The 22,209-nt window shown below is 72.3% G+C and carries 23 protein-coding genes; 9 read left to right on the forward strand and 14 right to left on the reverse strand.

Annotated features, from left to right (window positions below; all coding sequences use genetic code 11):
* Positions 1–10 precede the first annotated feature (10 nt).
* Complete coding sequence (locus FL583_RS08435; protein WP_142703957.1) at positions 11–673, forward strand: Rossmann-fold NAD(P)-binding domain-containing protein; 663 nt, start codon at positions 11–13, stop codon at positions 671–673.
* Here FL583_RS08435 and FL583_RS08440 read toward each other — a convergent pair.
* From FL583_RS08440 to FL583_RS08450, 3 genes are read right to left on the reverse strand one after another with little or no spacing between them, the layout of a single operon-like run.
* Positions 641–1,282, reverse strand: coding sequence for a response regulator (locus FL583_RS08440; protein WP_142703958.1), 642 nt, complete (start codon positions 1,280–1,282; stop codon positions 641–643). The two genes, FL583_RS08435 and FL583_RS08440, sit on opposite strands and share 33 nt — an antisense overlap.
* Complete coding sequence (locus tag FL583_RS08445; RefSeq protein ID WP_142703959.1) at positions 1,279–2,349, reverse strand: sensor histidine kinase; 1,071 nt, start codon at positions 2,347–2,349, stop codon at positions 1,279–1,281. Before FL583_RS08445 ends, FL583_RS08440 begins: the two co-directional genes overlap by 4 nt.
* Positions 2,346–2,855: a P-loop NTPase family protein gene (locus FL583_RS08450; RefSeq protein ID WP_142703960.1), complete on the reverse strand. Its 510-nt coding sequence runs from the start codon at positions 2,853–2,855 to the stop codon at positions 2,346–2,348. The genes FL583_RS08445 and FL583_RS08450 overlap by 4 nt, the downstream gene beginning before the upstream one ends.
* Positions 2,856–3,052: 197 nt before the next feature.
* Here FL583_RS08450 and FL583_RS08455 point away from each other — a divergent pair, with 197 nt between their 5' ends.
* Both FL583_RS08455 and FL583_RS08460 read left to right on the forward strand, forming a co-directional pair.
* The gene (locus tag FL583_RS08455) at positions 3,053–3,781 is read left to right on the forward strand and encodes an ABC transporter ATP-binding protein (RefSeq protein WP_205751941.1); all 729 of its coding nucleotides are present in this window, start codon (positions 3,053–3,055) and stop codon (positions 3,779–3,781) included.
* Entirely contained in the window at positions 3,778–6,261 is a 2,484-nt protein-coding gene (locus FL583_RS08460; RefSeq protein ID WP_142703962.1) for an ABC transporter permease, read from the forward strand. Before FL583_RS08455 ends, FL583_RS08460 begins: the two co-directional genes overlap by 4 nt.
* Here FL583_RS08460 and FL583_RS08465 read toward each other — a convergent pair whose 3' ends face one another.
* Together FL583_RS08465 and FL583_RS08470 are read right to left on the reverse strand one after the other, a co-directional pair.
* Positions 6,262–6,876: a response regulator transcription factor gene (locus FL583_RS08465; RefSeq protein ID WP_142703963.1), complete on the reverse strand. Its 615-nt coding sequence runs from the start codon at positions 6,874–6,876 to the stop codon at positions 6,262–6,264.
* Entirely contained in the window at positions 6,873–8,081 is a 1,209-nt protein-coding gene (locus tag FL583_RS08470; protein ID WP_205751942.1) for a sensor histidine kinase, read from the reverse strand. Before FL583_RS08470 ends, FL583_RS08465 begins: the two co-directional genes overlap by 4 nt.
* 141 nt (positions 8,082–8,222) lie before the next feature.
* Here FL583_RS08470 and FL583_RS08475 point away from each other — a divergent pair, with 141 nt between their 5' ends.
* From FL583_RS08475 to FL583_RS08485, 3 genes are read left to right on the forward strand one after another with little or no spacing between them, the layout of a single operon-like run.
* Entirely contained in the window at positions 8,223–9,698 is a 1,476-nt protein-coding gene (locus tag FL583_RS08475; RefSeq protein ID WP_240746622.1) for a flavin-containing monooxygenase, read from the forward strand.
* Positions 9,699–11,363, forward strand: coding sequence for a GMC oxidoreductase (locus FL583_RS08480; protein WP_142703965.1), 1,665 nt, complete (start codon positions 9,699–9,701; stop codon positions 11,361–11,363).
* Positions 11,360–12,004 carry an acetoacetate decarboxylase family protein gene (locus tag FL583_RS08485; protein WP_205751943.1) on the forward strand — a complete coding sequence of 215 codons (645 nt, stop codon included), beginning with the start codon at positions 11,360–11,362 and terminating at the stop codon, positions 12,002–12,004. The genes FL583_RS08480 and FL583_RS08485 overlap by 4 nt, the downstream gene beginning before the upstream one ends.
* Positions 12,005–12,049: 45 nt before the next feature.
* On the opposite strand, the gene FL583_RS08490 is transcribed toward FL583_RS08485, so the two are convergent.
* The 9 genes from FL583_RS08490 to FL583_RS40020 form a co-directional block, all read right to left on the reverse strand.
* The gene (locus FL583_RS08490; protein WP_240746623.1) at positions 12,050–14,185 is read right to left on the reverse strand and encodes a 3-hydroxyacyl-CoA dehydrogenase NAD-binding domain-containing protein; all 2,136 of its coding nucleotides are present in this window, start codon (positions 14,183–14,185) and stop codon (positions 12,050–12,052) included.
* A complete protein-coding gene (locus FL583_RS08495) occupies positions 14,182–15,396 on the reverse strand; it encodes an acetyl-CoA C-acetyltransferase (protein ID WP_142703966.1) in 1,215 nt (404 codons plus the stop codon). Before FL583_RS08495 ends, FL583_RS08490 begins: the two co-directional genes overlap by 4 nt.
* Before the next feature lie 13 nt (positions 15,397–15,409).
* Complete coding sequence (locus tag FL583_RS08500; protein WP_142703967.1) at positions 15,410–16,555, reverse strand: acyl-CoA dehydrogenase family protein; 1,146 nt, start codon at positions 16,553–16,555, stop codon at positions 15,410–15,412.
* 2 nt (positions 16,556–16,557) lie between these two features.
* Positions 16,558–17,151 carry a TetR/AcrR family transcriptional regulator gene (locus FL583_RS08505; protein WP_205751944.1) on the reverse strand — a complete coding sequence of 198 codons (594 nt, stop codon included), beginning with the start codon at positions 17,149–17,151 and terminating at the stop codon, positions 16,558–16,560.
* Between the two features lie 46 nt (positions 17,152–17,197).
* Positions 17,198–17,518 carry an FAD:protein FMN transferase gene (locus FL583_RS08510; protein WP_142703969.1) on the reverse strand — a complete coding sequence of 107 codons (321 nt, stop codon included), beginning with the start codon at positions 17,516–17,518 and terminating at the stop codon, positions 17,198–17,200.
* Positions 17,515–17,751 (reverse strand): hypothetical protein, encoded by a 237-nt coding sequence (locus tag FL583_RS08515; RefSeq protein ID WP_142703970.1) that lies wholly within the window; start codon positions 17,749–17,751, stop codon positions 17,515–17,517. Before FL583_RS08515 ends, FL583_RS08510 begins: the two co-directional genes overlap by 4 nt.
* A gap of 141 nt (positions 17,752–17,892) precedes the next feature.
* Complete coding sequence (locus FL583_RS08520; RefSeq protein WP_142703971.1) at positions 17,893–18,669, reverse strand: ABC transporter permease; 777 nt, start codon at positions 18,667–18,669, stop codon at positions 17,893–17,895.
* Positions 18,666–19,592 (reverse strand): ABC transporter ATP-binding protein, encoded by a 927-nt coding sequence (locus tag FL583_RS08525; RefSeq protein WP_142703972.1) that lies wholly within the window; start codon positions 19,590–19,592, stop codon positions 18,666–18,668. The genes FL583_RS08520 and FL583_RS08525 overlap by 4 nt, the downstream gene beginning before the upstream one ends.
* Before the next feature lie 49 nt (positions 19,593–19,641).
* On the reverse strand, positions 19,642–20,253 hold the full coding sequence (locus tag FL583_RS40020) for a TetR/AcrR family transcriptional regulator (RefSeq protein WP_170323550.1): 612 nt from the start codon (positions 20,251–20,253) through the stop codon (positions 19,642–19,644).
* A 136-nt stretch (positions 20,254–20,389) separates the two neighbouring features.
* Here FL583_RS40020 and FL583_RS08535 point away from each other — a divergent pair, with 136 nt between their 5' ends.
* The 3 genes from FL583_RS08535 to FL583_RS08545 all read left to right on the forward strand — a co-directional run bounded on the left by FL583_RS08535 (position 20,390) and on the right by FL583_RS08545 (position 22,172).
* Positions 20,390–20,599 carry a hypothetical protein gene (locus FL583_RS08535; RefSeq protein ID WP_142703973.1) on the forward strand — a complete coding sequence of 70 codons (210 nt, stop codon included), beginning with the start codon at positions 20,390–20,392 and terminating at the stop codon, positions 20,597–20,599.
* Between the two features lie 73 nt (positions 20,600–20,672).
* Entirely contained in the window at positions 20,673–21,521 is an 849-nt protein-coding gene (locus tag FL583_RS08540; RefSeq protein ID WP_142703974.1) for a crotonase/enoyl-CoA hydratase family protein, read from the forward strand.
* Positions 21,522–22,172, forward strand: coding sequence for an enoyl-CoA hydratase-related protein (locus FL583_RS08545; protein ID WP_142703975.1), 651 nt, complete (start codon positions 21,522–21,524; stop codon positions 22,170–22,172).
* Positions 22,173–22,209 lie beyond the last annotated feature (37 nt).

The following is a 22,209-nucleotide window of genomic DNA, read 5'->3' on the forward strand; positions in this document are numbered from 1 at the left end:
TTCGCCCAGCATGAAGGTGATCCTGTTCGGCGCGACCGGGATGGTCGGCCAGGGCGTTCTGCGGGAATGTCTGCTCGCCCCGGACGTGACGTCGGTCCTGGCGGTCGGGCGCACCGCTCTGGGTTCGGGCGACCCCAAGCTGCGGGAGATCGTTCAGCCTGACGTGTCGGCCCTCACCGCGGAGCAGGTCGGCGGGTACGACGCTTGCTTCTTCTGTCTCGGCGTGTCGTCGGTGGGGATGTCGGAGGCCGACTACCGGCGGATCACCTACGACCTCACGCTCTCGGTGGCGCGGCTGATGCCGCCGGGTATGACGTTCACGTACGTCTCGGGCCAGGGCACCGACGCGAGCGGGCGGTCGATGTGGGCCAAGGTCAAGGGCAGGACCGAGGCCGACCTGCTGGCGCTGCCGCTGGATGCGTACATGTTCCGGCCCGGGTTCATCCGCCCGATGCACGGCGAGGGGCCGAAGACGCCGGTGTACCGGTGGGCGTACCGGGTGACCGGCCCGCTGACGACGCTTCTCGTCCGGTTCGCGCCGAGGTACGCGACGACGACCGAGAAACTGGGCCGAGCCATGCTCGAGGTAACCCGCACGAAGCCTGAGCAGCACGTTCTGGAGAACCCCGACATCAGCGCTCTAGGCGCCGGACTGGATCGCGAACACGACTAGTTGGGCGCGGTCTCGGGCGGCCAGTTTCAGCATGGCTCGGCCTACGTGCGTGCGTACGGTCGCCGGGCTGATCACCAGCCGATCGGCGATCTCGTCGTTCGACAGGCCCTCGGCCACCAGCGCAGCGATCTCCTGCTCCCGGTCGGTCAGGCTCGCCCAGCGCGGATGCGGCTTCGACACCCGGCTCGGCGCATCCACGAACGTCTTCACGACCCGGCGGGTCACCGACGGCGAGAGCAGCGCTCCCCCGGCGACGACCTGACGGATCGCGTCCAGGAGCTCGGCCGGGCGGGTGTCCTTGAGCAGGAAGCCCGAGGCGCCGACCCGCAGCGCGTCGAAGATGTACTCGTCGATCTCGAACGTCGTGAGCACGATGATCCGGGTCTCGGCCAGCCTGGCGACGATCCGCCGGGTGGCCTCGATCCCGTCGATACCGGGCATCCGGACGTCCATCAGGATGACGTCCGGCTGTGTCTCGGCCGCCAGAGCGACGGCGGCGAGGCCGTCTGCGACGTCACCGACCACCTCGAGGTCGGGCTCGTTCTCCAGCAGCGCCCGGAGCCCCAGGCGCACCAGCGCCTGATCGTCGGCGAGCAGTACGCGGATCACGCGGGCAGCTCCGCCGCGACCTGGAACCCACCCGGAACGCCCCGGGCCGAGAACGTTCCGCCCACCGACTCCACCCGCTCCCGCATGCCGGAGATCCCGTGCCCCTCGGCGACCGGACCGCCGACGCCGGTGTCGGTGACCTCGATCCGGACCGCGTCCGCACGGTAGTCGACCGCGACGGTCGCGGTCGCCGGCCCGGCGTGCCGGAGCACGTTGGTCAGCGCCTCCTGCACCACCCGGTACGCGACCAGATCGACGGCCGGTGGCAGCGGCCGCCGGGTTCCGGTGATCGTCGACGACACCGGCGTGCCGCTCGCGGCGATCCGCTCGGTCAACGCGTCCAGCCGGGCCAGCCCCGCCGTCGGAACCCGCTCGGCCCGGAGAACTGCCAGCGTCGTCCGTAGCTCGTCGAGCGCCTCGCGGCTCGTCGCGCTGATCGCGGCCAGCGCCACCTCGGCGTGCGACGGCTTCGTCGGCAGCAGGTGCAGCGCGATGTCGGCCTGCATGGTGATCGCGGCCAGCCCGTGCCCGACGACGTCGTGCACCTCCTGGGCGACCCGCAGCCGCTCGTCGTCGGCGGCCCGGCGGGCTTCGGCGGCCCGCTCCCGGATCGTCGCCTGGCGGTTGAACTTCACCGCCGTCCCCAGCGCGAACGGGACGATCACCCAGGCCGACCCGGGTACCAGCCCGGGCAGCAGCGACCCGTTGAACGCCAGGTGCGACAGCAGCACCACCATCGCGCTTCCGCAGCTGATCACCGCCCGGCGCACCGGATACCGCAGCACCACCGTGTAGACCGCGACCGCCACCGAGACCAGCACCGGCCCGTACGGGTAGCCGAGGCCCAGGAACGCGGCCACCGCGACAGCGGTCACCGCCAGCACCGCGGTCGGGAACCGCCGGCGCAGCGCCAGCGACAGGCACGCGACCACGATCAGCGCGTATCCGGGTCCGTCGACCCGATCCGCGGTCGTCTGCACGGTGTGGGTCGGGCCGGCGACGGCCACGCTCGCGGCCGCGAGCACGGCCGCGAACCCGGCGTCCAGCAGGTCGGTCCGTCTGCTCATGCGGCGCTCGGCACCCGCCGTACCGGACGTACCGCCCGGCCCCGAGCCGTCCGGCCCCACGGCTTCACCACGCTCAGCACGGTCATGAACAGCAGCAGCACGCAGGCCACCGACGGCGCGATCACGAGACTCAGCGCGTCCCGGAACTCCAGGTCGCCGCCGAGCCGGGCCGCCTCGCGCAGGCCCGGCGTCAGCAGGAACAGCACCAGGCCGTTCATCAGCACCGTCACCCCGAGCTTCACCGCCACCCACCAGTACCGGAGCAGCCCCCACTTGGTGCCGACGCTCGACACGACCCCGGTGACCAGCGCGGCCACCGTGAGTGGGGCGATCAGCACGGTACCGATCAACCCGGCGACCGGGTAGACGCCGGCCGGACCGCCGGCCGCTCCGGTGAGGCCCGCGATCCCGAGGACCAGCAGCACCGCGTCCGCGCCCAGCCACCCGACCGAGGTCGTGACGTGCACGACCAGCGCGACCTTCCGCCAGCGCGGGCTCAGCTTCATGCCTCCGATCCTCGGCCGCCCCGTCCGGGAAATCGTCCGCCTGCGCTCGGGTTCCGGTGTCCCCCGCCCGACGTAGAAAGCCCACCCGCGTACGCAACCTGACGTAGACCAAGCGCCGAATCCGGGTGGACGACCGCTCCCCACCCGAAGAGCCAGCCTGTGCATGCCATCGCACGCACTGCATGCCAGGAGAACCGATGACCACCGACACCGCCGCCCGCACCGAGCGGGCCACGAAGATCTACGGCCGGGGCGAGACCGCGGTCACCGCGCTCGACGACGTCACGATCGCGTTCGGCAGCGGACGCTTCACCGCGATCATGGGGCCCTCCGGGTCGGGCAAGTCGACGCTGATGCACTGCCTGGCCGGGCTCGATCCGCTCACGTCCGGCCAGGTCTTCCTGGGCGAGACCGACCTCTCGACGCTCAACGACACCGCGCTGACCAAGCTCCGCCGCGAGCGGGTCGGCTTCGTCTTCCAGTCGTTCAACCTGCTGCCGACGCTGACCGCGGCCGAGAACATCACGCTCCCGCTGGCCCTGGCCGGCGAGCAGCCCGACGACGACTGGCTCGACCTGGTCACCAGCACCGTCGGGCTGGTCGGCCGGCTGGACCACCGCCCGTCCGAGCTCTCCGGCGGCCAGCAGCAGCGGGTCGCGGTCGCTCGGGCGCTGGCGACCCGGCCCGACGTCGTGTTCGCCGACGAGCCGACCGGCAACCTCGACTCGGCGTCCGGCGCCGAACTGCTCGGCTTTCTCCGGCACGCGGTCGACGAGTTCCACCAGACGGTCGTGATTGTCACCCACGACCCGGTCGCCGCCGGCTACGCCGACGAGGTCGTCCTGCTCGCCGACGGCCGGGTCGTCGACCGGATCGACGCCCCGACCGCGGAGGTCGTCCGCGACCGGATGGTGGTGCGGTCGTGAGGCGCGTCCTGCTCTCGGGGATCAGTTCCCGACGCCGACGGCTGGCCGGGACGTTCCTCGCGGTGCTGCTCGGCGTCGCGTTCCTCGCCGCCACGCTGACGATGACCGCGACGATGACCAGCGCGATCGACGGGTTCTTCACCAGGGCCAACGCTGGGATCGACGTCGTGGTCCGGGGCGGAACCGCGCTGGGTGACGGCCCCAACCCGGCCCGGGCCCCGATCCCCGGCTCGCTGCTGAGCACGGTCCGGAACACGCCGGGCGTCGCGGTCGCCGAGCCGGTCGTCGAGGGTTTCGGTCAGCTGCTGGGCCGGGACGGCACCGCGATCGCGGTCAACGGGCCGCGGGTCGCCGGGAGCTGGGTGCCGGACCGCGAGCTCAACCCGTACCACGTGGTCGAGGGACGGCCCCCGGCGAACAGTGGTGACGTCGTCGTCAACCAGGCGACCGCCGAGGCCGGGAACCTGCACGTCGGCGACCGCACGACGCTGCTCACCCCGGCCCCGCGACCGGTCCGGGTCGTCGGCATCGTGCGATTCGGCGACTCCGGCGGCTTCGGCGCGACGTCGTACGTGGGCCTGACCCCGGCCGACGCGACCGCGTTCGTCGTCGGCGGCAAGAACCAGCTGAGCAGCATCCAGGTCCGGTCCGACGACGAGATCTCCCGGGCCACGCTCGCCGAGCGGATCACGAAATCGCTCCCGACCGGCGTCGAGGCGGTCACCGGCGACGCGGCCACCGACGAGACGACATCGGCGATCGAGGACGGGTTCCTCACGTTCCTGCGCGCGCTGCTCGGCGCGTTCGCCGGGGTGGCGCTGCTGGTCGCGGTGCTGAGCATCCACAACACGTTCGCGATCCTGGTCGCCCAGCGGACCCGGGAGACCGCGTTGCTGCGGGCGGTCGGCGCGACCCGGCGCCAGGTGCTGGCCGGGGTACTGGCCGAGGCGCTGATCGTGGGCGTCGTGGCGTCGGGCGCTGGTGTTGCGGCCGGGTACGGACTAGCGGGTCTCCTGAAGGCCGCGTTCGGCGCGCTCGGGTTCGACGCGCCGGTCGACGGGCTCGTCTTCCCGCTGTCCACGGTCGCGATCTGCGTTCCGGTCGGCGTCGTCGCGACGGTCGTCGCCGCGGTGACGCCGGCGGTCCGGGCGTCCCGGGTCGCGCCGATCGAGGCGCTGCGCGAGGCCGCGGCCGAGGCACCCCGGATCTCGCGGGTGCGCGCGGTCGCCGGGGCCGGGCTGGCCGTCGCCGGGCTCGTCGCGGTCGGCGCGGGGTCCGCGGTGTTCGTGGTCGGCGTCGGGGCGGTGCTGGTCGTGGCCGGGGTGCTGGCGCTGGCTCCGTTGCTGGTCGGGCCGCTCGCCGCGACCCCGGTGCGCGGGGTGACGGCCCGGCTGGCCCGCGGGAACACCCGCCGCAACCCGCGCCGGACCGCCGGGGCCGCGGCCGCGCTGCTGATCGGCGTCGGCGTGGTCACGCTGTTCACGGTCGCGGCCGGGTCGCTGAAGGCGTCGTCCACGTCCGACGTCGAGACCGCGTTCCGGGGGGACTTCGCGATCAGCTCCGGTCAGCGGTTCGGGAACGGGTCGCTGTCGGCCGACATCGCGCCGGCGCTCGCGCGCCTGCCCCAGGTCGCGACCGTCGCGTCGGTCGGTTCCGGCCAGGCGGTGCTGGCCGGCCAGGGCGCCCAGGTCAGCTTCGCCGACCCGCCGTCGCTGGCTCGCCTGGTGTCCTTTGCCGACGTGACGGGAGCCGACATTTCCGAGCTGGGCCCCGGGCAGGTCGCGGTGTCGGCCGATTCCGGGCACTCGCTCGGGGACCGCTTGTCGGTGCGGTATCCGGACGGCGTGCGCTCGACCGTCGTCGTCACGACCGTGTACCGGGCCAATCCGCTGGTCGGATCCGTGCTGCTCGACACGTCCGAATGGGCGCCGCACTCGTCGCAGGCGCTGGCCAAGAGCGTGTACGTCGGGCTGGCCGACGGGGTGTCGCCGGCCGACGGCCGGAAGGCGCTGACCTCGGCGTTGCGTCCGTTCGGCAACCCGACGCTGTCGGACGCGGACGAACTGGCCGGCGCGAACGCGGACGCGATCGGTCAGCTGCTCAACCTGGTGTACGTGCTGCTGGCGATCGCGGTGATCACCGCGCTGCTGGGGATCGCGAACACGCTCTCGCTCGGGGTGCACGAGCGGACGCGGGAGCTCGGGCTGCTGCGGGCGGTCGGGGCGACGCGCCGCCAGGTGCGGTCGCTGGTGCGCTGGGAGTCGGTGTTGATCGCGCTGTTCGGCACCGTGCTCGGGGCCGCGCTGGGCACCGCGCTGGGCTGGGCGCTGGTCCGGGTGGCGGGTTCGTCGTTCGCGGTGCCGGCCGTGCCGCTGGCCGTGATCGTGGTCGGCGGGGCGGCGGCCGGACTGCTGGCCGGAGCCCGGCCGACCCGCACCGCCGCTCGCCTGGACGTCCTCCGGGCGATCGCGACCGAGTAGCTAGCGAAGAAGCCAGCCGTTCTGGTCGGCCAGGCGGACCGCCTCGGCGCGGGTGCGCGCGCCGGTCTTGCCGATCGCGGCCGAGAGGTGGTTGCGGACCGTCCCCTCCGACAGGTGCAGTTCCTTGGCCAGGTCGGCGACCGTGCCGCCGGCGCGGGCCGCTCGCAGTACGTCGGTCTCCCGATCGGTGAGCGGGCTCGCGCCGGCGCCGAGCGCCTCGGCGGCCAGCGTCGGGTCGACGACCCGCAGGCCGCCGTGCACTCGGCGCACCGCGTCGGCCAGCTGTTTCGCCGGGGTGTCCTTCACGACGAAACCGCTGGCGCCCGCCTCCATCGCCCGGCGCAGATATCCGGGGCGGCCGAACGTCGTCACGATCAGGACCTTGCAGCCCGGGACGGCCTCGCGGAGCGCCTTCGCGGCCGCGATCCCGTCCAGCCCGGGCATCTCGACGTCGAGCAGAGCGACGTCGGGCTCGGACTTCCGGGCCGCCTCGACGACCTCGTCGCCCCGCCCGACCTCGGCGACCACCTCGAGGTCGGGCTCCAGGTCGAGCAGCGCGGCCAGCGCGCCGCGGACGAGCGCCTGGTCGTCGGCCAGCAGCAGCCGGACGCTCATCGGGCCCCGTCCAACGTCACGCGGAGCAGGAAACCACCCAGGTCCGACCGCCCGAGCACCAGGGTTCCCCCGGCCGCCTCGACCCGCTCCCGGAGCCCGGTGAGCCCGTTCCCCTCCGAGGTCGCGCCCGGCCCGGCCGTGGCCGAGGCGTCCCAGCCCGGGCCGCGGCCGTCGTCGGCGACCTGCACGCTGGTGCGGGTGACCCGGACGACGCACTTCCGGGCGGCCGCGTGCCGGATCACGTTGGTGACGCCCTCCCGGACGACCCAGCCGAACAGCTCCCGCCGCTCCCCCGGCACGTCGTCGAGCGCGTTCGGGAGCTGGGCGTCGATGCCGGCGGCGTCCAGAGCGACGCGGGCGCTGACGATCTCGCCGGCCAGCGTCACCGCCCGGTAGCCACTGACCGTCCGCCGGACGTCGGCCAGAGCCTCGCGGGAGAGCCGCTCGAGGTCGGCGACCTCGGCCTCGGCGCGGTCGGGATCGACGCGGATCAGCCGACCGGCGAGCTCGGCCTTCACCGTGATGACGGTCAGCGAGTGACCGAGGATGTCGTGCAGGTCACGGGCCGTCCGGGCCCGTTCCTCGGCCACCGCGAGCGCGGCCACGGTCTCCTGGGCCTGGATCAGGCTGACGTTCCGCGCGATCATCTGCCGGACGCCCCAGATCGCCAACGCGGACACCACGATGCCGAAGATCAGACCGGCGCCCGTGCTGTATCCGGGCACGAACAGGTCGAGCCCTACGGTCACGGCCAGCAGCGCCCCGACGACGCCGAACGCGGGGCGGAACGGCAGCACCATCATCGCCGCGGCGCTGAGGTAGACGAACGTGGCCAGCGCGTCGGCCCCCGAGGCCGGAACGGTCAGCGCGGCCAGCAGGATCAGCACGCTGGTCGCCACCCAGCCGCGCACGTACTCGTTCTCCCAGCGCTGAAAGCTCGACGACCGGACGAACGAGAAAATCAGCAGGTACCAGATCGCGAACGCGGCCAGCGCGACGACGCCGAGCACCCGGAGCACGACGTTGTGCTGCTCCCACGCCACCTGGAGTGGTTGGACCAGGTAGAACAGCCAGATCCCGCCGAACAGCCAGCCGAACTTCGCCATCCGGGGCGCACCCTGGAAGGCCGCGTTCGCCCGCGTCGGGTCGGCGGGGGCAGCGCCCAGCGCGGACCGGACCGGGTCGAGGTCGGTGGCGGTGGTCATGCCGGTCACGGTATCTCCGGTCGGGCGCGCGTCCCCATGACATCTGGCATGGCCCTAGACAGCAACCGAGCCGAACGCCAACATACATACGGTCAGGACTGCATCTTTTTGGGTTCCGCTTCCACTGCCGGAGGTGAAGACGTGCCCGACGAGCTCCCCGCCGAGGTACGGGTCCTGGTCGTCGGCGCCGGCTGCGGAGGACTCGCGGTCGCCGCGCACCTCCGCGCGGCCGGCTACCGGTCCGCCGGCGATCTGCTGATCATCGAGAAAGCCGACGAGGTCGGCGGCACCTGGCGCGACAACACGTATCCGGAGTGCGCCTGCGACGTGCAGTCGGTGCTGTACTCGTTCTCGTTCGCGCCGAACCCGGACTGGCCGAACTCGTACGGACGGCAGCCGGACATCCTCCGGTACCTGATCCGGACGACGCGGGAGTCCGGGCTGATCGACCACATCCGGTTCGGCTGCGAGCTGGTCGACGCGGTCTGGGACGGGACCCACTGGGTCGCGACGACGTCGCAGGGCACCGTGCGCGCGCAGGTGCTGGTCGCCGCGACCGGGGCGCTGTCGGCCCCGCGCCTGCCCGACCTGCCGGGGATCGGGACGTTCGCCGGCCAGGCGTTCCACTCGGCGCGCTGGGACCACTCGGTGCCGCTGGCCGGCCGGCGGGTCGGCGTCGTCGGCACCGGCGCGTCGGCGGTGCAGTTCGTGCCCGCGATCGCGCCCGAGGTCGGTCGCCTGACCGTGTTCCAGCGGACGCCCGGCTGGGTGTTGCCCCGGGGCGACCGGCCGTACGTCGCCGGGGAGCGGGCGCTGTACCGGCGCTGGCCGATCACCCAGAAGATCTCCCGCGGGACGACGTACGTGTACCGGGAGAGCATGGTCGTCGGCATGGCCCACGTGCCCCGGGCGTTACCGGCGTTCCAGCTGGTCGCCGAGACGCACCTCAAGCGTCAGGTGCGCGATCCCGAGCTGCGCGAGAAACTGCGGCCGCCGTTCCAGATCGGCTGCAAGCGCGCACTGCTCTCCGACGACTGGTTCCCGGCTCTGCAGCGGCCGAACGTCGAGCTGGTGACGGCGGCGGCGGCCGAGGTGACGCCGACCGGCGTCGTCGACGCGACCGGCCGCGGGCACGACCTCGACGTGCTGATCTTCGGTACCGGGTTCACGCCGACCGAGCCGCCGGTGGCGCGGCTGCTGACCGGCTCGGCCGGCCGGTCGCTGGCCGAGACCTGGGACGGCAGCCCGCGGGCGCACCTGGGCATCACCGTGCACGGGTTCCCGAACCTGTTCCTGATGTACGGCCCGAACACGAACCTCGGGCACAGCTCGATCATCTACATGCTCGAGTCGCAGGCCCGCTACGTCGTCGACGCGGTCCGGACGCTCGACCGGGGGCGGCTGGCGTCGGTCGAGGTCCGCGCGGAGGTGGAGTCGGCCGGGGCCGACGCCATGCAGCGGCAGCTCGCCCACTCGGTCTGGAACACCGGTGGCTGCGCGAGCTGGTACCTCGACCGCAACGGCCGCAACAGCGTGATGTGGCCGACGTTCACCTGGCGGTACCGGCAGCGCACCCGCCGCTTCGACCTCGACAGTTACCACCTGAAGGCGGTTTGAGTGCACTACGACGTCCTAGTGGTCGGCAGCGGGTTCGGCGGGAGCGTCACCGCGCTGCGGCTGACCGAGAAGGGGTACCGGGTCGGGGTACTGGAGGCCGGGCGCCGGTTCGACTCCGGCTCGTATCCGAAGACCTCGTGGGACCTGCGGCGGTACCTGTGGGCACCGCAGCTCGGGTGCTACGGGCTGCAGCGGATCCACCTGCTGCCCGACGTCCTGGTGATGGCCGGGGCGGGGGTCGGCGGTGGGTCGCTGAACTACGCGAACACGCTGTACCAGCCGCCGGCGTCGTTCTTCGAGGATCCGCAGTGGGCCGGCATCACCGACTGGGCGTCGGAGCTGGAGCCGCACTACGACCAGGCCCGACGGATGCTGGGCGTCACGCTCAACCCGACGGTGACGCCGGCCGACGTCGTGATGCGTCGCGTCGCCGACGAGATCGGGGCCGGCGACACCTGGCGCCCGACGCCGGTCGGGGTGTACTTCGGGCCGACGGGCGGAGACCCGTTCTTCGGCGGAGCGGGGCCGGACCGGGTGGCCTGCACCGAGTGCGGGTCGTGCATGACCGGCTGCCGGGTCGGGGCGAAGAACACGCTGACCCAGAACTACCTGTACCTGGCCGAGCAGGCCGGCGCCGAGGTGCACCCGCTCACCACCGTGCGCTCGATCCGCCCGGGCTGGACCGTCGAGACGGTCCGCAGTGGACGCCGATCACAGCGCCGGACGTTCACCGCCGACCACGTCGTGCTGGCGGCCGGGACCTACGGCACCCAGCGACTGCTGCACGCGATGAAGGACCGCGGGGCGCTGCCGAAGCTGTCGGGACGGCTCGGGCACCAGACCCGGACGAACTCCGAAGCGGTGCTGGCCGCCACCTCCCGGCACCGGCGAACCGACTACACCAGGGGCGTGGCGATCACGGCCTCTTTCCACCCGGACCCGACCACCCACGTCGAGCCCGTCCGCTACGGGCCGGGGAGCAACGTCATCGGGTTGCTGCAGACGCTGCTGGTGGACGGCGGGCGGGGTCCGCGCTGGCTCCGTGCGCTCAAGGTCGCGGCCCGCAATCCCGGGGCCCTGTGGCGCAGCCTGTCGGTGCGTCACTGGTCGGAGAGGACCGTGATCGCGCTGGTGATGCAGGAGCACGACGACTCGCTGGTCGTGTCGGGCAAGCGCGGCCTCCTCGGCGGGCAGCGGCTGCGGACCCGTCCCGGGCCGGGAGAACCGCCGCCGCGCTGGATCCCGGTCGGGCACGACGTCGTGCGCCGGTTGGCCCGCCTGGTCGAGGGGGATCCGGGCGGATCGTTCGCCGACCTCGCCAACATCCCGATGACCGCGCACTTCATCGGGGGCTGCGGCGTCGGGGCGTCGGCCGAGGAGGGCGTGATCGATCCGTACCACCGGGTGCACGGGTACCCGGGGCTGTCGATCGTGGACGGGTCGACCGTGTCGGCGAACCTCGGCGTGAACCCGGCCCTGACGATCACCGCGCTGGCCGAGCGGGCGTCGTCGTTCTGGCCCAACCGCGGCGAGGCGGATCCCCGGCCCGAGCCGGGAGCAGCCTACCGGCGGATCTCCCCGGTGGCGCCGGCCGACCCGGCGGTGCCCGCGCACGCCCCGGCCGCGCTGCTGTTTCCCACGATCCCGGTACGGGAGCAGTCGTGAGCCTGCGCGAGATCCCGAGCGTCCCCGAGTCGCTGCTGGCCGCCGACGTCGAGCTGCCCACCGCGTCGGCTCCGGCGCCGTGGCGGACGCGGATCGACGCCGCGTTCTGGTGGCACCGCGCCACCCCGGACGCGTCGTCGGTGTCGTTGCCGGGAAAGGTCGTCCCGGTGACGCTGGCGGCGTTCGTCCGGTACCTCGACACTCCGGTGGGGCCGTACCACGAGATCTTCGCCAGCCCGGTGCTGCTGCGGGAGTGGCCGGTGCCGCCGCTGCACATTCCGTTCATCGCGGTCGACTCGCTGGCGTCGGTGCACGGCGGCCGGGCCAACTGGGCGCTGCCGAAGACGCTGGCCACGTTCACCTGGGGCGGGTCGTCGATCGCCGCGGCCGGCGAGGGCTGGCAGGTCAGCGCTTCGGCCCGGGCGGCGACCCCGAAATTCCCGGTGGTGGGCGGGCTGCGGGTGGCGCAGCCGTCCGGCGGGACCCTGCGTCGCGCCTGGATCGGCCTGCACGGCCGCGCGCGCCTGGGCCGGGTGACCGTGACCGCGACCGGCCCGACGCTGGCCCGCTGGCTCGCGCCGGGGCGTCATCCGGCGCTGCTCATCTCCGACTCCACGATGACGGTCGGCGCACCGCGCTGACCCGGCCGTGGGCCGTGGAGGGCGGGCGCCCTCCACGGCCGTTTCTCACGCCAGTGCGGCCCGCAGGCTGCCCGCCGCCACGGCCCGGTCGCGCAGCAGCGCGGGCGGACGGAAACGCTCGCCGAACTTGTCGGCCAGCTCGTCGGCCCGAGCCACGAACGCCTCGACCCCGTACTGGTCGACGAACTGAGCAACGCCGCCGAGCCCGGGCGGGAAGCCGATGCCCATGATCGAGCCGATGTTGGCGTCCTCGACCGAGCTCAGCACGCCTTCTTCGAAGCAGCGCGCGGTCTCCACCGCCATGATGAACAGCAGCCGGTCCTTGGCGTCCTGGAACCGGACACCGGGCCCGCTGCCGGGGGCCAGCCCGTCCATGTTCGGCGGGAACACCTCGGCCAGGCCGGGCCAGACCTGCTTGGCCGGCTCCCAGTCGAAGAAGCCCTTACCGGCCGCCTTACCCGTGCGTCCGTGCTCGTTCACCAGGGTTCGGAGGACGGCCAGCCCCGGGTGCTCGGCGGCGGCTCCGCCCTGCTCCTCGATCTTCAGCGGCAACGTCAGCGTCACCTCGTCGAGCAGCGTCAGCGGGCCGGCCGGGAAGCCGGACTGCAGCGCGGCCCGCTCGATGCTCATCGCCGGCAGGCCCTCGGCCAGCAGCGCCGCGCCCTCCATGACCATCGTCCCGAACACCCGGCTGGTGAAGAACCCGCGGCTGTCCTTGACGACGATCGGCGTCTTCCCGATCGCCCGCGTGTAGTCGTAGGCCTTGGCCACGGCCTCGGGGGACGTGTTCGCGCCGACGATCAGCTCGATCAGCGGCATCTTGTCGACCGGCGAGAAGAAGTGCACGCCGACCAGATCGGGCAGGCCCGCGCCCTCCTGCAGCTCGGTGATCGGCAGCGTCGAGGTGTTCGACGTGATCAGCGCGTCCGGGGCGGCCGCGGCCGCCTCGGCCAGCACGCGGTGCTTGACCGCGACGTCCTCGAACACCGCCTCGATGACGAAGTCGCAGCCGGCGAGGTCGGCGTAGTCGTCGGTCGGCTGGATCCGGGCCAGGAGCGCCTGGTTCTTCTCCGGGGTGCCGCGCCGCTTCTCGAGGATCTTCTGCGAGTACGCCTTGCCCTTCTCCGCGGCCTCGGCCGACACGTCCTTCAGGACGACGTCGATGCCGGCCTTCGCGGTGACGTAGGCGATCCCGGCGCCCATCATCCCGGCCCCGATCACCCCGACCTTGGTCGGCGCGAACGACGGAACACCGTCCGGGCGGCTGCCACCGCCGTTGATCCGGTTCAGGTCGAACCAGAACGCCTGGATCATGTTCGTCGAGATCGGGCCGGTCGCCAGGTCGGCGAAGTACCGGCCCTCGATCACGAACGCGGTGTCGACGTCGACCAGCAGGCCCTCGACCGCGGCGCAGAGGATGTGGTGCGGGGCCGGCAGGTTCGCGCCCTTGAGTTGCTTGTGGAGGTTCGCGGGCAGCGCGGGCAGCAGCCCGGCCAGCGACGGCGAGGTCGGCAGGCCACCGGGCACCTTGTAGCCCTTGGTGTCGTAGGGCTGGGCCGCCGTCGGGTTCGCCGCGATCCAGGATCGCGCCGAAGCCAGCAGCTCCTCCGGGGTGCTCACGACCTCGTGCACCAGCCCGAGGTCCTTGGCCGCCGGTGCACGCAGCTGCTGACCCTGCAGCAGGAGCTGAAGCAGCGCGTTGAACAGCCCGAGCAGCCGCACCGATCGCACGACCCCGCCCGCGCCGGGCAGCAGGCCGAGCGTCACCTCCGGGAAGCCGAGCTTCGTCGCCGGGGTGTCGAGCACGACCCGGTAGTGCGCAGCCAGTGCGATCTCCAGCCCACCGCCGAGCGCGGCCCCGTTGATCGCCGCCACCACCGGCACGCCGAGCGTCTCGATCGTGCGCAGCCGGCGCTTGATGTCGGTGACCGTCGCCAACAGGTCGGCCCGGTTCTCCGGACGGGCCCGGATCAGCTCGTCGAGGTCACCGCCGGCGAAGAACGTCTTCTTCGCGCTCGTGATGATGACGCCCTTCACCGTGTCCTTCTCGGCGACCAGCCGGTCGACGGTCTCGCCGAACGCGGCCTGGAACGCCGCGTCCATCGTGTTCGCCGACGAGCTCGGCTTGTCCAGCGTCAACGTGACGACGCCGTCCTCGTCGCGGTCCCAACGGATGCTCACAGCTTCTCCACCACCGTCGCGATTCCCATTCCGCCACCGACGCACAACGTCACCAGGCCGTACCGTTCGTCGCGCCGCTCCAGCTCGTCGACCATCGTGCCGAGCAGCATCGCGCCGGTCGCGCCGAGCGGGTGACCCATCGCGATCGCGCCGCCGTTGACGTTGACGATGTCCTCGGAGAACCCGGTGTCGGCCATGAACCGCAGCACGACGGCCGCGAACGCCTCGTTCATCTCGACCAGCGCGATGTCGTCGACGGTCAGCCCGGCCTTGGCCAGCGCCTTCTTCGACGCCGGAGCCGGGCCGGTGAGCATGATCAGCGGGTCGGCACCGGAGACCGCGGTCGACACGATCCGGGCCCGCGGGGTCAGCCCGTGGTTCCGGCCGGCCTCCTCGCTGCCGATCACCACCAGCGCGGCCCCGTCCACGATCCCGGACGAGTTGCCGGCCGTGTGCACGTGGTTGATGCTCTCGACCCAGTGGTAGCGGTCGAGCGCGACCGCGTCGAATCCGCCCTGGTCACCGATGCCGGCGAAGCTCGCGGGCAGCCCCGACAGCGATTCGACCGTCGTGTCCGGCCGGACGTGCTCGTCCTGGTCGAGGACGACGTCCCCGTTCAGGTCACGCACCGGCACGACCGAACGCGCGAAGTACCCGTTGGCCCAGGCCTTGGCCGCCCGGGCCTGCGAGCGGGCCGCGTAGGCGTCCACGTCGGTGCGCGACCAGCCGTGCAGCGTCGCGATCAGGTCGGCGCCGATGCCCTGGGGCACGAACCCGGTCTCGTACGCGGTCTCCGGGTCCTGGGCCCAGGCCCCGCCGTCCGAGCCCATCGCCACCCGGGACATCGCCTCGACCCCACCGGCGAACACCAGGTCTTCCCAGCCCGAGCGCACCTTCTGGGCGGCGATGTTGACCGCCTCCAGGCCGGACGCGCAGAACCGGTTGAGCTGGACGCCGGACACCGTGTCGGGCAGGCCGGCCGCGATCGCCGCGGTCTTGGCGATGTCACCGCCCTGCTCGCCGACCGGGCTCACCACGCCCAGCACGACGTCGTCGACGCCGCCCGGGTCGAGGTGCGGGTTGCGGGCCCTGACCTCGTCGATCAGGCCGGTTACCAGCGAGATCGGTTTCACCGAGTGCAGCGACCCGGTCTTCTTGCCGCGACCGCGCGGGGTGCGGATCGCGTCGTAGACGTAAGCCTCAGTGCTCATGGGACGCCTCCTGCTAGACGCCGAGCGATCGCCCGACGATCTCCTTCATGATTTCCGTGGTCCCGCCGTAGATCGTCGTGATCCGGGTATCCGTGTAAGCACGGGCGATCGGATATTCGCGCATGAAGCCGTAGCCGCCGTGCAGCTGCAGACACCGGTCGACGACCCGCTTCTGCATCTCGGTCGTCCACCACTTGGCCATCGCCGCGTCGGTGACCGTGTACCGGCCCTCGTTGTGTTCCAGGATCGCCTTCTCGATGTACGTTTCGGCCAGCTCCAGTTCCGTCGCCATCTCGGCCAGGACGAACCGGTTGTGCTGGAAGCTGCCGACCGGACGTCCGAAGGCCCGTCGTTCCTTGGTGTATTGGAGCGTGCGGTCGAAGACCGCGCGGGCCCCGGCGACCGCGGCCACCGCGATCGAGAGCCGCTCCTGGGGCAGCATCGACATCAGGTGGAAGAACCCCTGGTTGAGCTGGCCGATCAGGTTGGTCTCGGGCACGCGGACGTCGTCGAAGAAGAGCTCGGCCGTGTCTTGGGCCTTCATGCCGATCTTGTCGAGGTTGCGGCCGCGTTCGAAGCCGGGCGTGCCCCGCTCGACCGCGATGAGGCTCAGGCCGTGGGCGGCCTTCGCGTCGGGGTCGGTGCGGGCGACGACGAGGACGAGGTCGGCGAGGATGCCGTTGGTGATGAACGTCTTCGAGCCGTTGAGCACGAAGTCGGTGCCGTCCCGCTTGGCGGTCGTGGCGATGCCCTGGAGGTCGGAGCCGGCGCCCGGCTCGGTCATCGCGATCGCGGTGATGATCGTGCCGTCGCAGAAGCCCGGTAACCAGCGCTGCTTCTGCTCGTCGGTGGTGAACTCGAGCAGGTACGGCGCGGTGACGTCGTTGTGCAGCGAGAACCCGACGCCGCTGGCGCCGACCGCGATCGTCTCCTCGGAGAGCACCGCGTTGTAGCGGAAGTCCTTGATGCCCCCGCCGCCGTACTGCTCGGGGACGTCGGTGCCGAGCAGGCCCTGGGCGCCGGCCGCGGTCCAGATGCGCCGGTCGACCTGACCCTCCTTCTCCCACTCGTCGTGGAACGGGACGACCTCCTTGGCCAGGAACGTGCGGGCGATCGCTCGGAACGCCTCGTGGTCTTCGTCGTACAGGGTTCGTCGCATCGTCACTCCCTCGAGGCCAGCATCGAAGCCCAGGCGTCCAAGGCCCGGGCCCGCTGGGTCGCGTTCCAGTCGGTGAGCAGGCCGCTGACCCCGCGGCCGAGGAGCAGGTCGAGCGTCATCTGCTGGAGCAGCGGGTCGGGGGTGACGTACTCGCGGCAGAGCTCACGCAGGTCGGTGGCGAGCTTCGCCTCGACCGGGATCAGTACCTCGCGCAGCGCGGGATCGCTCCGGGCGGCGACCCAGAGCTCGACCGCGGCCGCGTAGAGCGGGCCCGAGAGCAGGTCGGCGAGCAGGTCGAGCGTGCGCCGGAGCTGGTTCTCGCCGGCCAGGCCGGCGAGCTGCTCCCGGACGACGGCCGCGCGCTGGTCGGCCAGGTGCCCGACCGCGGCCGCGACCAGCTTCTCCTTGGTGCCGTAGTGGTGCAGCTGGGCGCCGCGGCTGACGCCGGCCCGCTGGGCGACCGCGGTCGTCGTGGTGCCGGCGTAACCGGCGTCGACCAGGCAGGCGAGCGTGGCGTCGAGCAGCCTCTGCCGCGTAGCGGCGCTGCGATCGGCCTGCGTCCGGCGAGCCGGCTGGGTGTCGGTCGGCTGGGCCACAGGCTGAGTCTCCGTGCCGGACCGCATACAGTCAAGACTGTATGTTTTATGCGGCCCGCTCCTCCAGGTAGCGCCCGAGCAGCGCGGCCGTCAGCACCGGAGCCATCGCCCGGAGATCGAGCAGGTCGAGTTCGGGCAGGCCGACCCGGCCGTGCCGCCGGTCGATGACGACATCGCGCAGAGCCGGCGACGGGTCGGGCTCGCGCCGGGCCGCGCGGGTGGCCAGTTCGACCAGCGCGACGGTCTCCGGCTCGACCGGGACCATCGTCCCCACCCCGGCGTACAGGCGGTGCAGGTCGCTGTCCGGGAGCGTCGGATTCCAGAGGCTCTCGAGCCGCGCGACGAGCGCCTGCGGGACGACGGTCATCGGTCGTTCCGGCCGACGAGGGCCAGGCCGGTGGATACGGTCTGGCTGGCCGCGGACAGGGCCGGGGACTCGGTCGGGAGCGTCGTCACTCCCCCGCTCACCGTGAGCGAGAACGTGGCCGCGGCGGCCAGGACCGCCGCCGCCACCGCCAGGCGCGGGCCACGGGCCCGGGCGCGGTGCCGTCCGAGGGCTCGGAGCGCCGGGGGAAGCAGGGGAGCAGCAACGGCGGTCATCGTTTCGTCCTCTCGTCCGCTGATGCCTCCACGATCGGCGGCCGCCGTGAGGCCCGGCTGAACGCGAGCTGTGCGGCCGCCCTGAATCACCCTGCGTAATACCGAAGGGCCCCCTCGCGGGGGCCCTTCGGGAGGAGAGCGTCAGACGCGGGCGGTGTCCCGCTTGAAGAGCCGGGCGGCGCCGAGGCTGAACGCGACGGTCCAGGCGATCACGTTGACCACCTCGGTCATCGTCACCGAGTCGCCGGTCAGCGGGCTCCGGGCGATCGTGCCGATCCCGTAGACCGGGGTCCACTTCGCGATCTCCTGGAACGCGTGCGGCAGGACCTCCAGCGGCACGAACAGCCCGCCGAACATCGCCAGGATGGCCAGGATCGGGCCGAGGAACTGCATCACGTTCTCGGCCGGAACCAGGTACCCGATGAACAGGCCGAACGCGGCGAACACCAGCGAACCGATCCAGGCCGCCAGCCCGGCCAGCACCCAGACGTGCATCGGCATCCGCACGCCGGCGACCCCACCGACGACGAACTCGACGATCACCGCGGCCAGGCCCAGCGTCATCGCGCTCAGCACCTTGGTCGCGATGTAGGCCGAGGGCCTGAGCGGAGTCAGCCGCAGCTGGCGGCTCCAGCCCTGGGCCCGCTCCACCGCGACGCCCGCGCCACCGCTGGTGGTCGCGACCATCGCGCCGTAGACGGCCAGGCTGATCATGATGTAGCCGGCCACCGGCTGGCCGTTGTCGAGGTGCTGGCCCTTCTGCGGCAGGCCGAAGAGCAGGAAGAACGCGGCCGGCATGATCAGGATGAAGAACAGCGTCCGGCGGTTGCGGAGGATCCGGCGGATCTCCAGGCTCAGGTAGGTGAAGTTCAGGCCGCCCATCCGCGGCGTCCGGCGCTCGCCGACGTAGGTGGTCATCGGTCCGTCTCCTTGCTGTCCGTGGTGAGCGCGATGAACGCGTCTTCGAGGTTGCGCGAGGTGATCTCGAGGTCCCGGGCGGCCGTCGAGTTGAGCAGGTACCGGGCCACCGCGTCCGAGTCGGACGCGTGCACCAGCACCGAGTCGCCCCGCAGCTCGACCTGGTCGACGCCGGGGAGCGCGGCCAGCGTCGCCGGGTCGGCGCCGGGCAGCGTGGCCCGCACCGTCCGCCCCGACGCCAGGCCCTTGATCTCGGCCGACGTGCCGTCCGCGACCACGCGGCCCTGCCGGACCAGCACGATCCGGTCGGCGTAGGCGTCGGCCTCGTCCAGGTAGTGGGTGGCGAACATGATCGTCCGGCCGCGGCGGGCGTCCTCCCGGATCGCGCCCCAGAACTCGCGCCGGCCCTCGACGTCCATGCCGGTCGTCGGCTCGTCCAGGACCATCAGGTCGGGGTCGGGCAGGAGCGCCATCGCGAACCGGAGCCGCTGCTGCTGGCCGCCGGAGCACTTGCCGACGCGACGGTCGGCGATCTCGGCGATGCCGGCGCGGCGGAGCACCTCGTCGACCGGGCGGGTGCGGCCGAACAGCGAGGCGGTCATCCGGACCGTCTCCGCGACCGTGAGGTCCTTGAGCAGGCCGCCGCTCTGCATGACCGCGGCGATCCGGCCGTGGGCGACCGCGTCGGCCGGCTTCTCGCCGTAGACCTCGACGGTGCCCGCGGTCGGCTGGGCCAGGCCCAGCATCATGTCGACGGTCGTGGTCTTGCCGGCCCCGTTCGGCCCGAGGAACGCAACCACCTCACCGGGCTCGATCGTGAGCGAGAGGTCGTCCACCGCGGTGACCGAGCCGAAGCGCTTGGTGAGACCGGTGAGCCGAACGGCGGCGGTGGTGGCCGTTGGCGTCAGCGTCGTGTTCTCCATGCCGACAACGATCGGCCTCCGGGGCGGCCGCACCCCGGATCGGGCGTCATCACACGCCTATGACATTCGTCAGGGGGTTCTCTCCGTTGTCCAGCACGTGGGCGCTGACCAGCAGCGCCGTGAGCAGAGTGCGGGCCTGTTCGAGGAACTCCCCGCGGGCCGAGGGGCCCTGGGAGAGCGCGCGCATCATCAGGCCGTCCACGCAGGCGACGATCAGCGTCGCGCGTTCGGCGGCCTTCCCCAGACCCACGTCGACGAGGATCCGGGCGACCAGCGCCTCGAACGCCGTCCGCCAGGTGGTGATCGCCTCGCTCAGCTCGGGCCGGCGGGTCGCCTCCAGCGTGAGCTCGAGCCGGGCGGCGAGCGGGGCCGGGTCCGACAGCCAGCAGTCCAGGAGTTCGAGCGTGCGCTCGATCGCCGCGGCCGCGTCGCCGGGGTGCCGGGCGGCCTCCGCGGCCAGGCCGTCGACGTCGGCCCCGATGCGTTCGGCCAGCCGCTCGACGACCGCGGTGAGCAACGCCGCCCTCGTCCGGAAGTAGGCCGAGGTGGACCCCTCGGGCAGGCCGGCTGCGGCGTCCACCGCCCGGTGGGTGAGGCCGCGCAGGCCGGCGTCGGCCACCAGGGCGATCGCCGCGTCCAGGAGATCGGTTCGGCGGCTCACGCTGCTCACCGTACTGTGACGCGCGCGACTTCTACAGCTGTAGACGCTCGCCGGATCTCGACGTATCTTCTACAGGTGTAGAGAGTTTCTACAGAAGTAGAAACCCACCGACCGGAAAGACACCGGAGGGATCAGGATGATCGACCAGGGTCTCCTCACCGCGGCCAGCGTTTACGTCGGCCTGCTCATCGTGGTCGGTGCCGTGGTGCTGCTCGCGCTCGCCGCGTGGGGTGTGCGCTCCTCGTTCCGCGGTCAGGCGACGCGTTCGCCGCTGACCGCGCGGGCCGAGCGCCACAGCAGCGACACCGACGACGCCGTCGACCGCACGCCGCACCTCGTCCACTGACTTCACTGAGACCGTTCTGACAAAGAGCCCCGCGACGCCGCGGGGCTCTCGTCGTCTCGGGCAGACTGCGGCGATGGACTACGAGTTCGACGAGAAGCTGACCGCCCTGGAGGCGACGCGGCACGGCACGGACGGTGCCGTCGTCCGTGTGACGCTGCTCGGACCGGGCAAGGGCAACGCGATGGGCCCGGCGTTCTGGGCCGAGACCCCGAGGCTGTTCCGGGCGCTCTCGGCCGACGAGAGCGTGCGCGCGATCGTGATCACCGGTTCCGGCCCGCACTTCACCTACGGCCTCGACCTCACCTCGTTCGCCAGCGGCGCCGGTAGCACGCTGGCCGACGACGGCGGGCTGGCTCGGGCCCGGACCCGCTTCCTGTACGAGATCCGCGAGATGCAGACGTCGCTGGACGAGGTGGCAGCCTGCCGGAAGCCGGTCGCCGCGGCGATCAGCGGCTGGTGCATCGGCGGCGGCATCGACCTGCTCGCCGCCTGCGACGTACGGTTCGGCAGCGCGGACGCGAAGTTCAGCATCCGCGAGGTCCGGATGGCGATCGTCGCCGACATGGGCAGCCTGGCCCGTCTGCCCGGCATCCTCTCCGAGGGGCACCTGCGCGAGCTCGCGCTCACCGGCCGCGACTTCGACGCGGCCAAGGCCGAGCGGATCGGCCTGCTCAACGAGGTGCTCGCTTCCCCCGAGGAGGCGGTGGCGGCCGCCCACGCGTTCGCCGACGAGATCGCCGCCAACCCGCCTCTCGTCGTCCAGGGCGTCAAGGAAGTGCTGGACGTCAACCGGGCCGAGCGGGTCGCGGCCGCGCAGCGGTACGTGACGACCTGGAACGCCGCGTTCCTGCCCTCGCACGACCTCACCGAGGCGATGACCGCGTTCGCGCAGCGGCGCGCGCCCGAGTTCGGAGGACGCTAGATGCAGCGCGACGGCGACGTCTTCATCCTCGACCTGGGGGCCGACGAGAACCGCTTCCACCCCGACCGGCTGGCCGCGATCAACGCCTCGCTCGACGAGGTCGAGGCGTTCGACGGCCCGAAGGCCCTGGTCACCTCGGCCACCGGCAAGTTCTTCTCGAACGGTCTCGACACCGACTGGCTGGGCGAGCACCCGGACCAGTGGCAGACCTACGTCGCCGACGTCGAGGCGCTGCTGGCCCGGGTGCTGGTGTTCCCGGCCCCGACCGTCGCCGCGGTGCAGGGCCACAACTTCGGCGCCGGCGCGATGCTGGCCCTGGCCCACGACTTCCGGATCATGCGCGCCGACCGCGGCTACTTCTGCCTGCCCGAGGTCGACCTCGGGCTGCCGTTCACGGCCGGGATGGCAGCGCTGGTCCAGGGCCGGCTGGAGAAGCAGACCGCGCACGAGGCGATGACGACCGGACGTCGCTACGGCGGCGCCGACGCGGCCGCGGCCCGGATCGTCGACGCGGTCGCGGACGAGGGCAAGGTCCTCGCGGCCGCCGTCGAGCTGGCCCGGCCGCTGGCCGGAAAGCCGGCCGAGACGCTGGGCACGATCAAGTCGCGGATGTACGCCGAGGTGGTCAGGGCCCTCAGGGATGGCGCCTAGAGGGGTACTATTTCATCGTGCGATGAATTCGCCGGAA

It is taken from the genome of Cryptosporangium phraense (assembly GCF_006912135.1).
Taxonomy (GTDB): Bacteria; Actinomycetota; Actinomycetes; order Mycobacteriales; family Cryptosporangiaceae; genus Cryptosporangium; species Cryptosporangium phraense.

What these genes read in the sequence shown, in the direction of transcription:
- FL583_RS08545 (WP_142703975.1), top strand. Translation starts at nt 21,522, where the DNA reads ATGCAGCGCGACGGCGACGTCTTCATCCTCGACCTGGGGGCCGACGAG.
- FL583_RS08450 (WP_142703960.1), bottom strand. Translation starts at nt 2,855, where the DNA reads ATGAAGCTGAGCCCGCGCTGGCGGAAGGTCGCGCTGGTCGTGCACGTC.
- FL583_RS08495 (WP_142703966.1), bottom strand. Translation starts at nt 15,396, where the DNA reads ATGAGCACTGAGGCTTACGTCTACGACGCGATCCGCACCCCGCGCGGT.
- FL583_RS08535 (WP_142703973.1), top strand. Translation starts at nt 20,390, where the DNA reads ATGATCGACCAGGGTCTCCTCACCGCGGCCAGCGTTTACGTCGGCCTG.
- FL583_RS08465 (WP_142703963.1), bottom strand. Translation starts at nt 6,876, where the DNA reads ATGAGCGTCCGGCTGCTGCTGGCCGACGACCAGGCGCTCGTCCGCGGC.
- FL583_RS08470 (WP_205751942.1), bottom strand. Translation starts at nt 8,081, where the DNA reads ATGACCACCGCCACCGACCTCGACCCGGTCCGGTCCGCGCTGGGCGCT.
- FL583_RS08435 (WP_142703957.1), top strand. Translation starts at nt 11, where the DNA reads ATGAAGGTGATCCTGTTCGGCGCGACCGGGATGGTCGGCCAGGGCGTT.
- FL583_RS08525 (WP_142703972.1), bottom strand. Translation starts at nt 19,592, where the DNA reads ATGGAGAACACGACGCTGACGCCAACGGCCACCACCGCCGCCGTTCGG.
- FL583_RS08455 (WP_205751941.1), top strand. Translation starts at nt 3,053, where the DNA reads ATGACCACCGACACCGCCGCCCGCACCGAGCGGGCCACGAAGATCTAC.
- FL583_RS08445 (WP_142703959.1), bottom strand. Translation starts at nt 2,349, where the DNA reads ATGAGCAGACGGACCGACCTGCTGGACGCCGGGTTCGCGGCCGTGCTC.
- FL583_RS08520 (WP_142703971.1), bottom strand. Translation starts at nt 18,669, where the DNA reads ATGACCACCTACGTCGGCGAGCGCCGGACGCCGCGGATGGGCGGCCTG.
- FL583_RS08515 (WP_142703970.1), bottom strand. Translation starts at nt 17,751, where the DNA reads ATGACCGCCGTTGCTGCTCCCCTGCTTCCCCCGGCGCTCCGAGCCCTC.
- FL583_RS08510 (WP_142703969.1), bottom strand. Translation starts at nt 17,518, where the DNA reads ATGACCGTCGTCCCGCAGGCGCTCGTCGCGCGGCTCGAGAGCCTCTGG.
- FL583_RS08540 (WP_142703974.1), top strand. Translation starts at nt 20,673, where the DNA reads ATGGACTACGAGTTCGACGAGAAGCTGACCGCCCTGGAGGCGACGCGG.
- FL583_RS08500 (WP_142703967.1), bottom strand. Translation starts at nt 16,555, where the DNA reads ATGCGACGAACCCTGTACGACGAAGACCACGAGGCGTTCCGAGCGATC.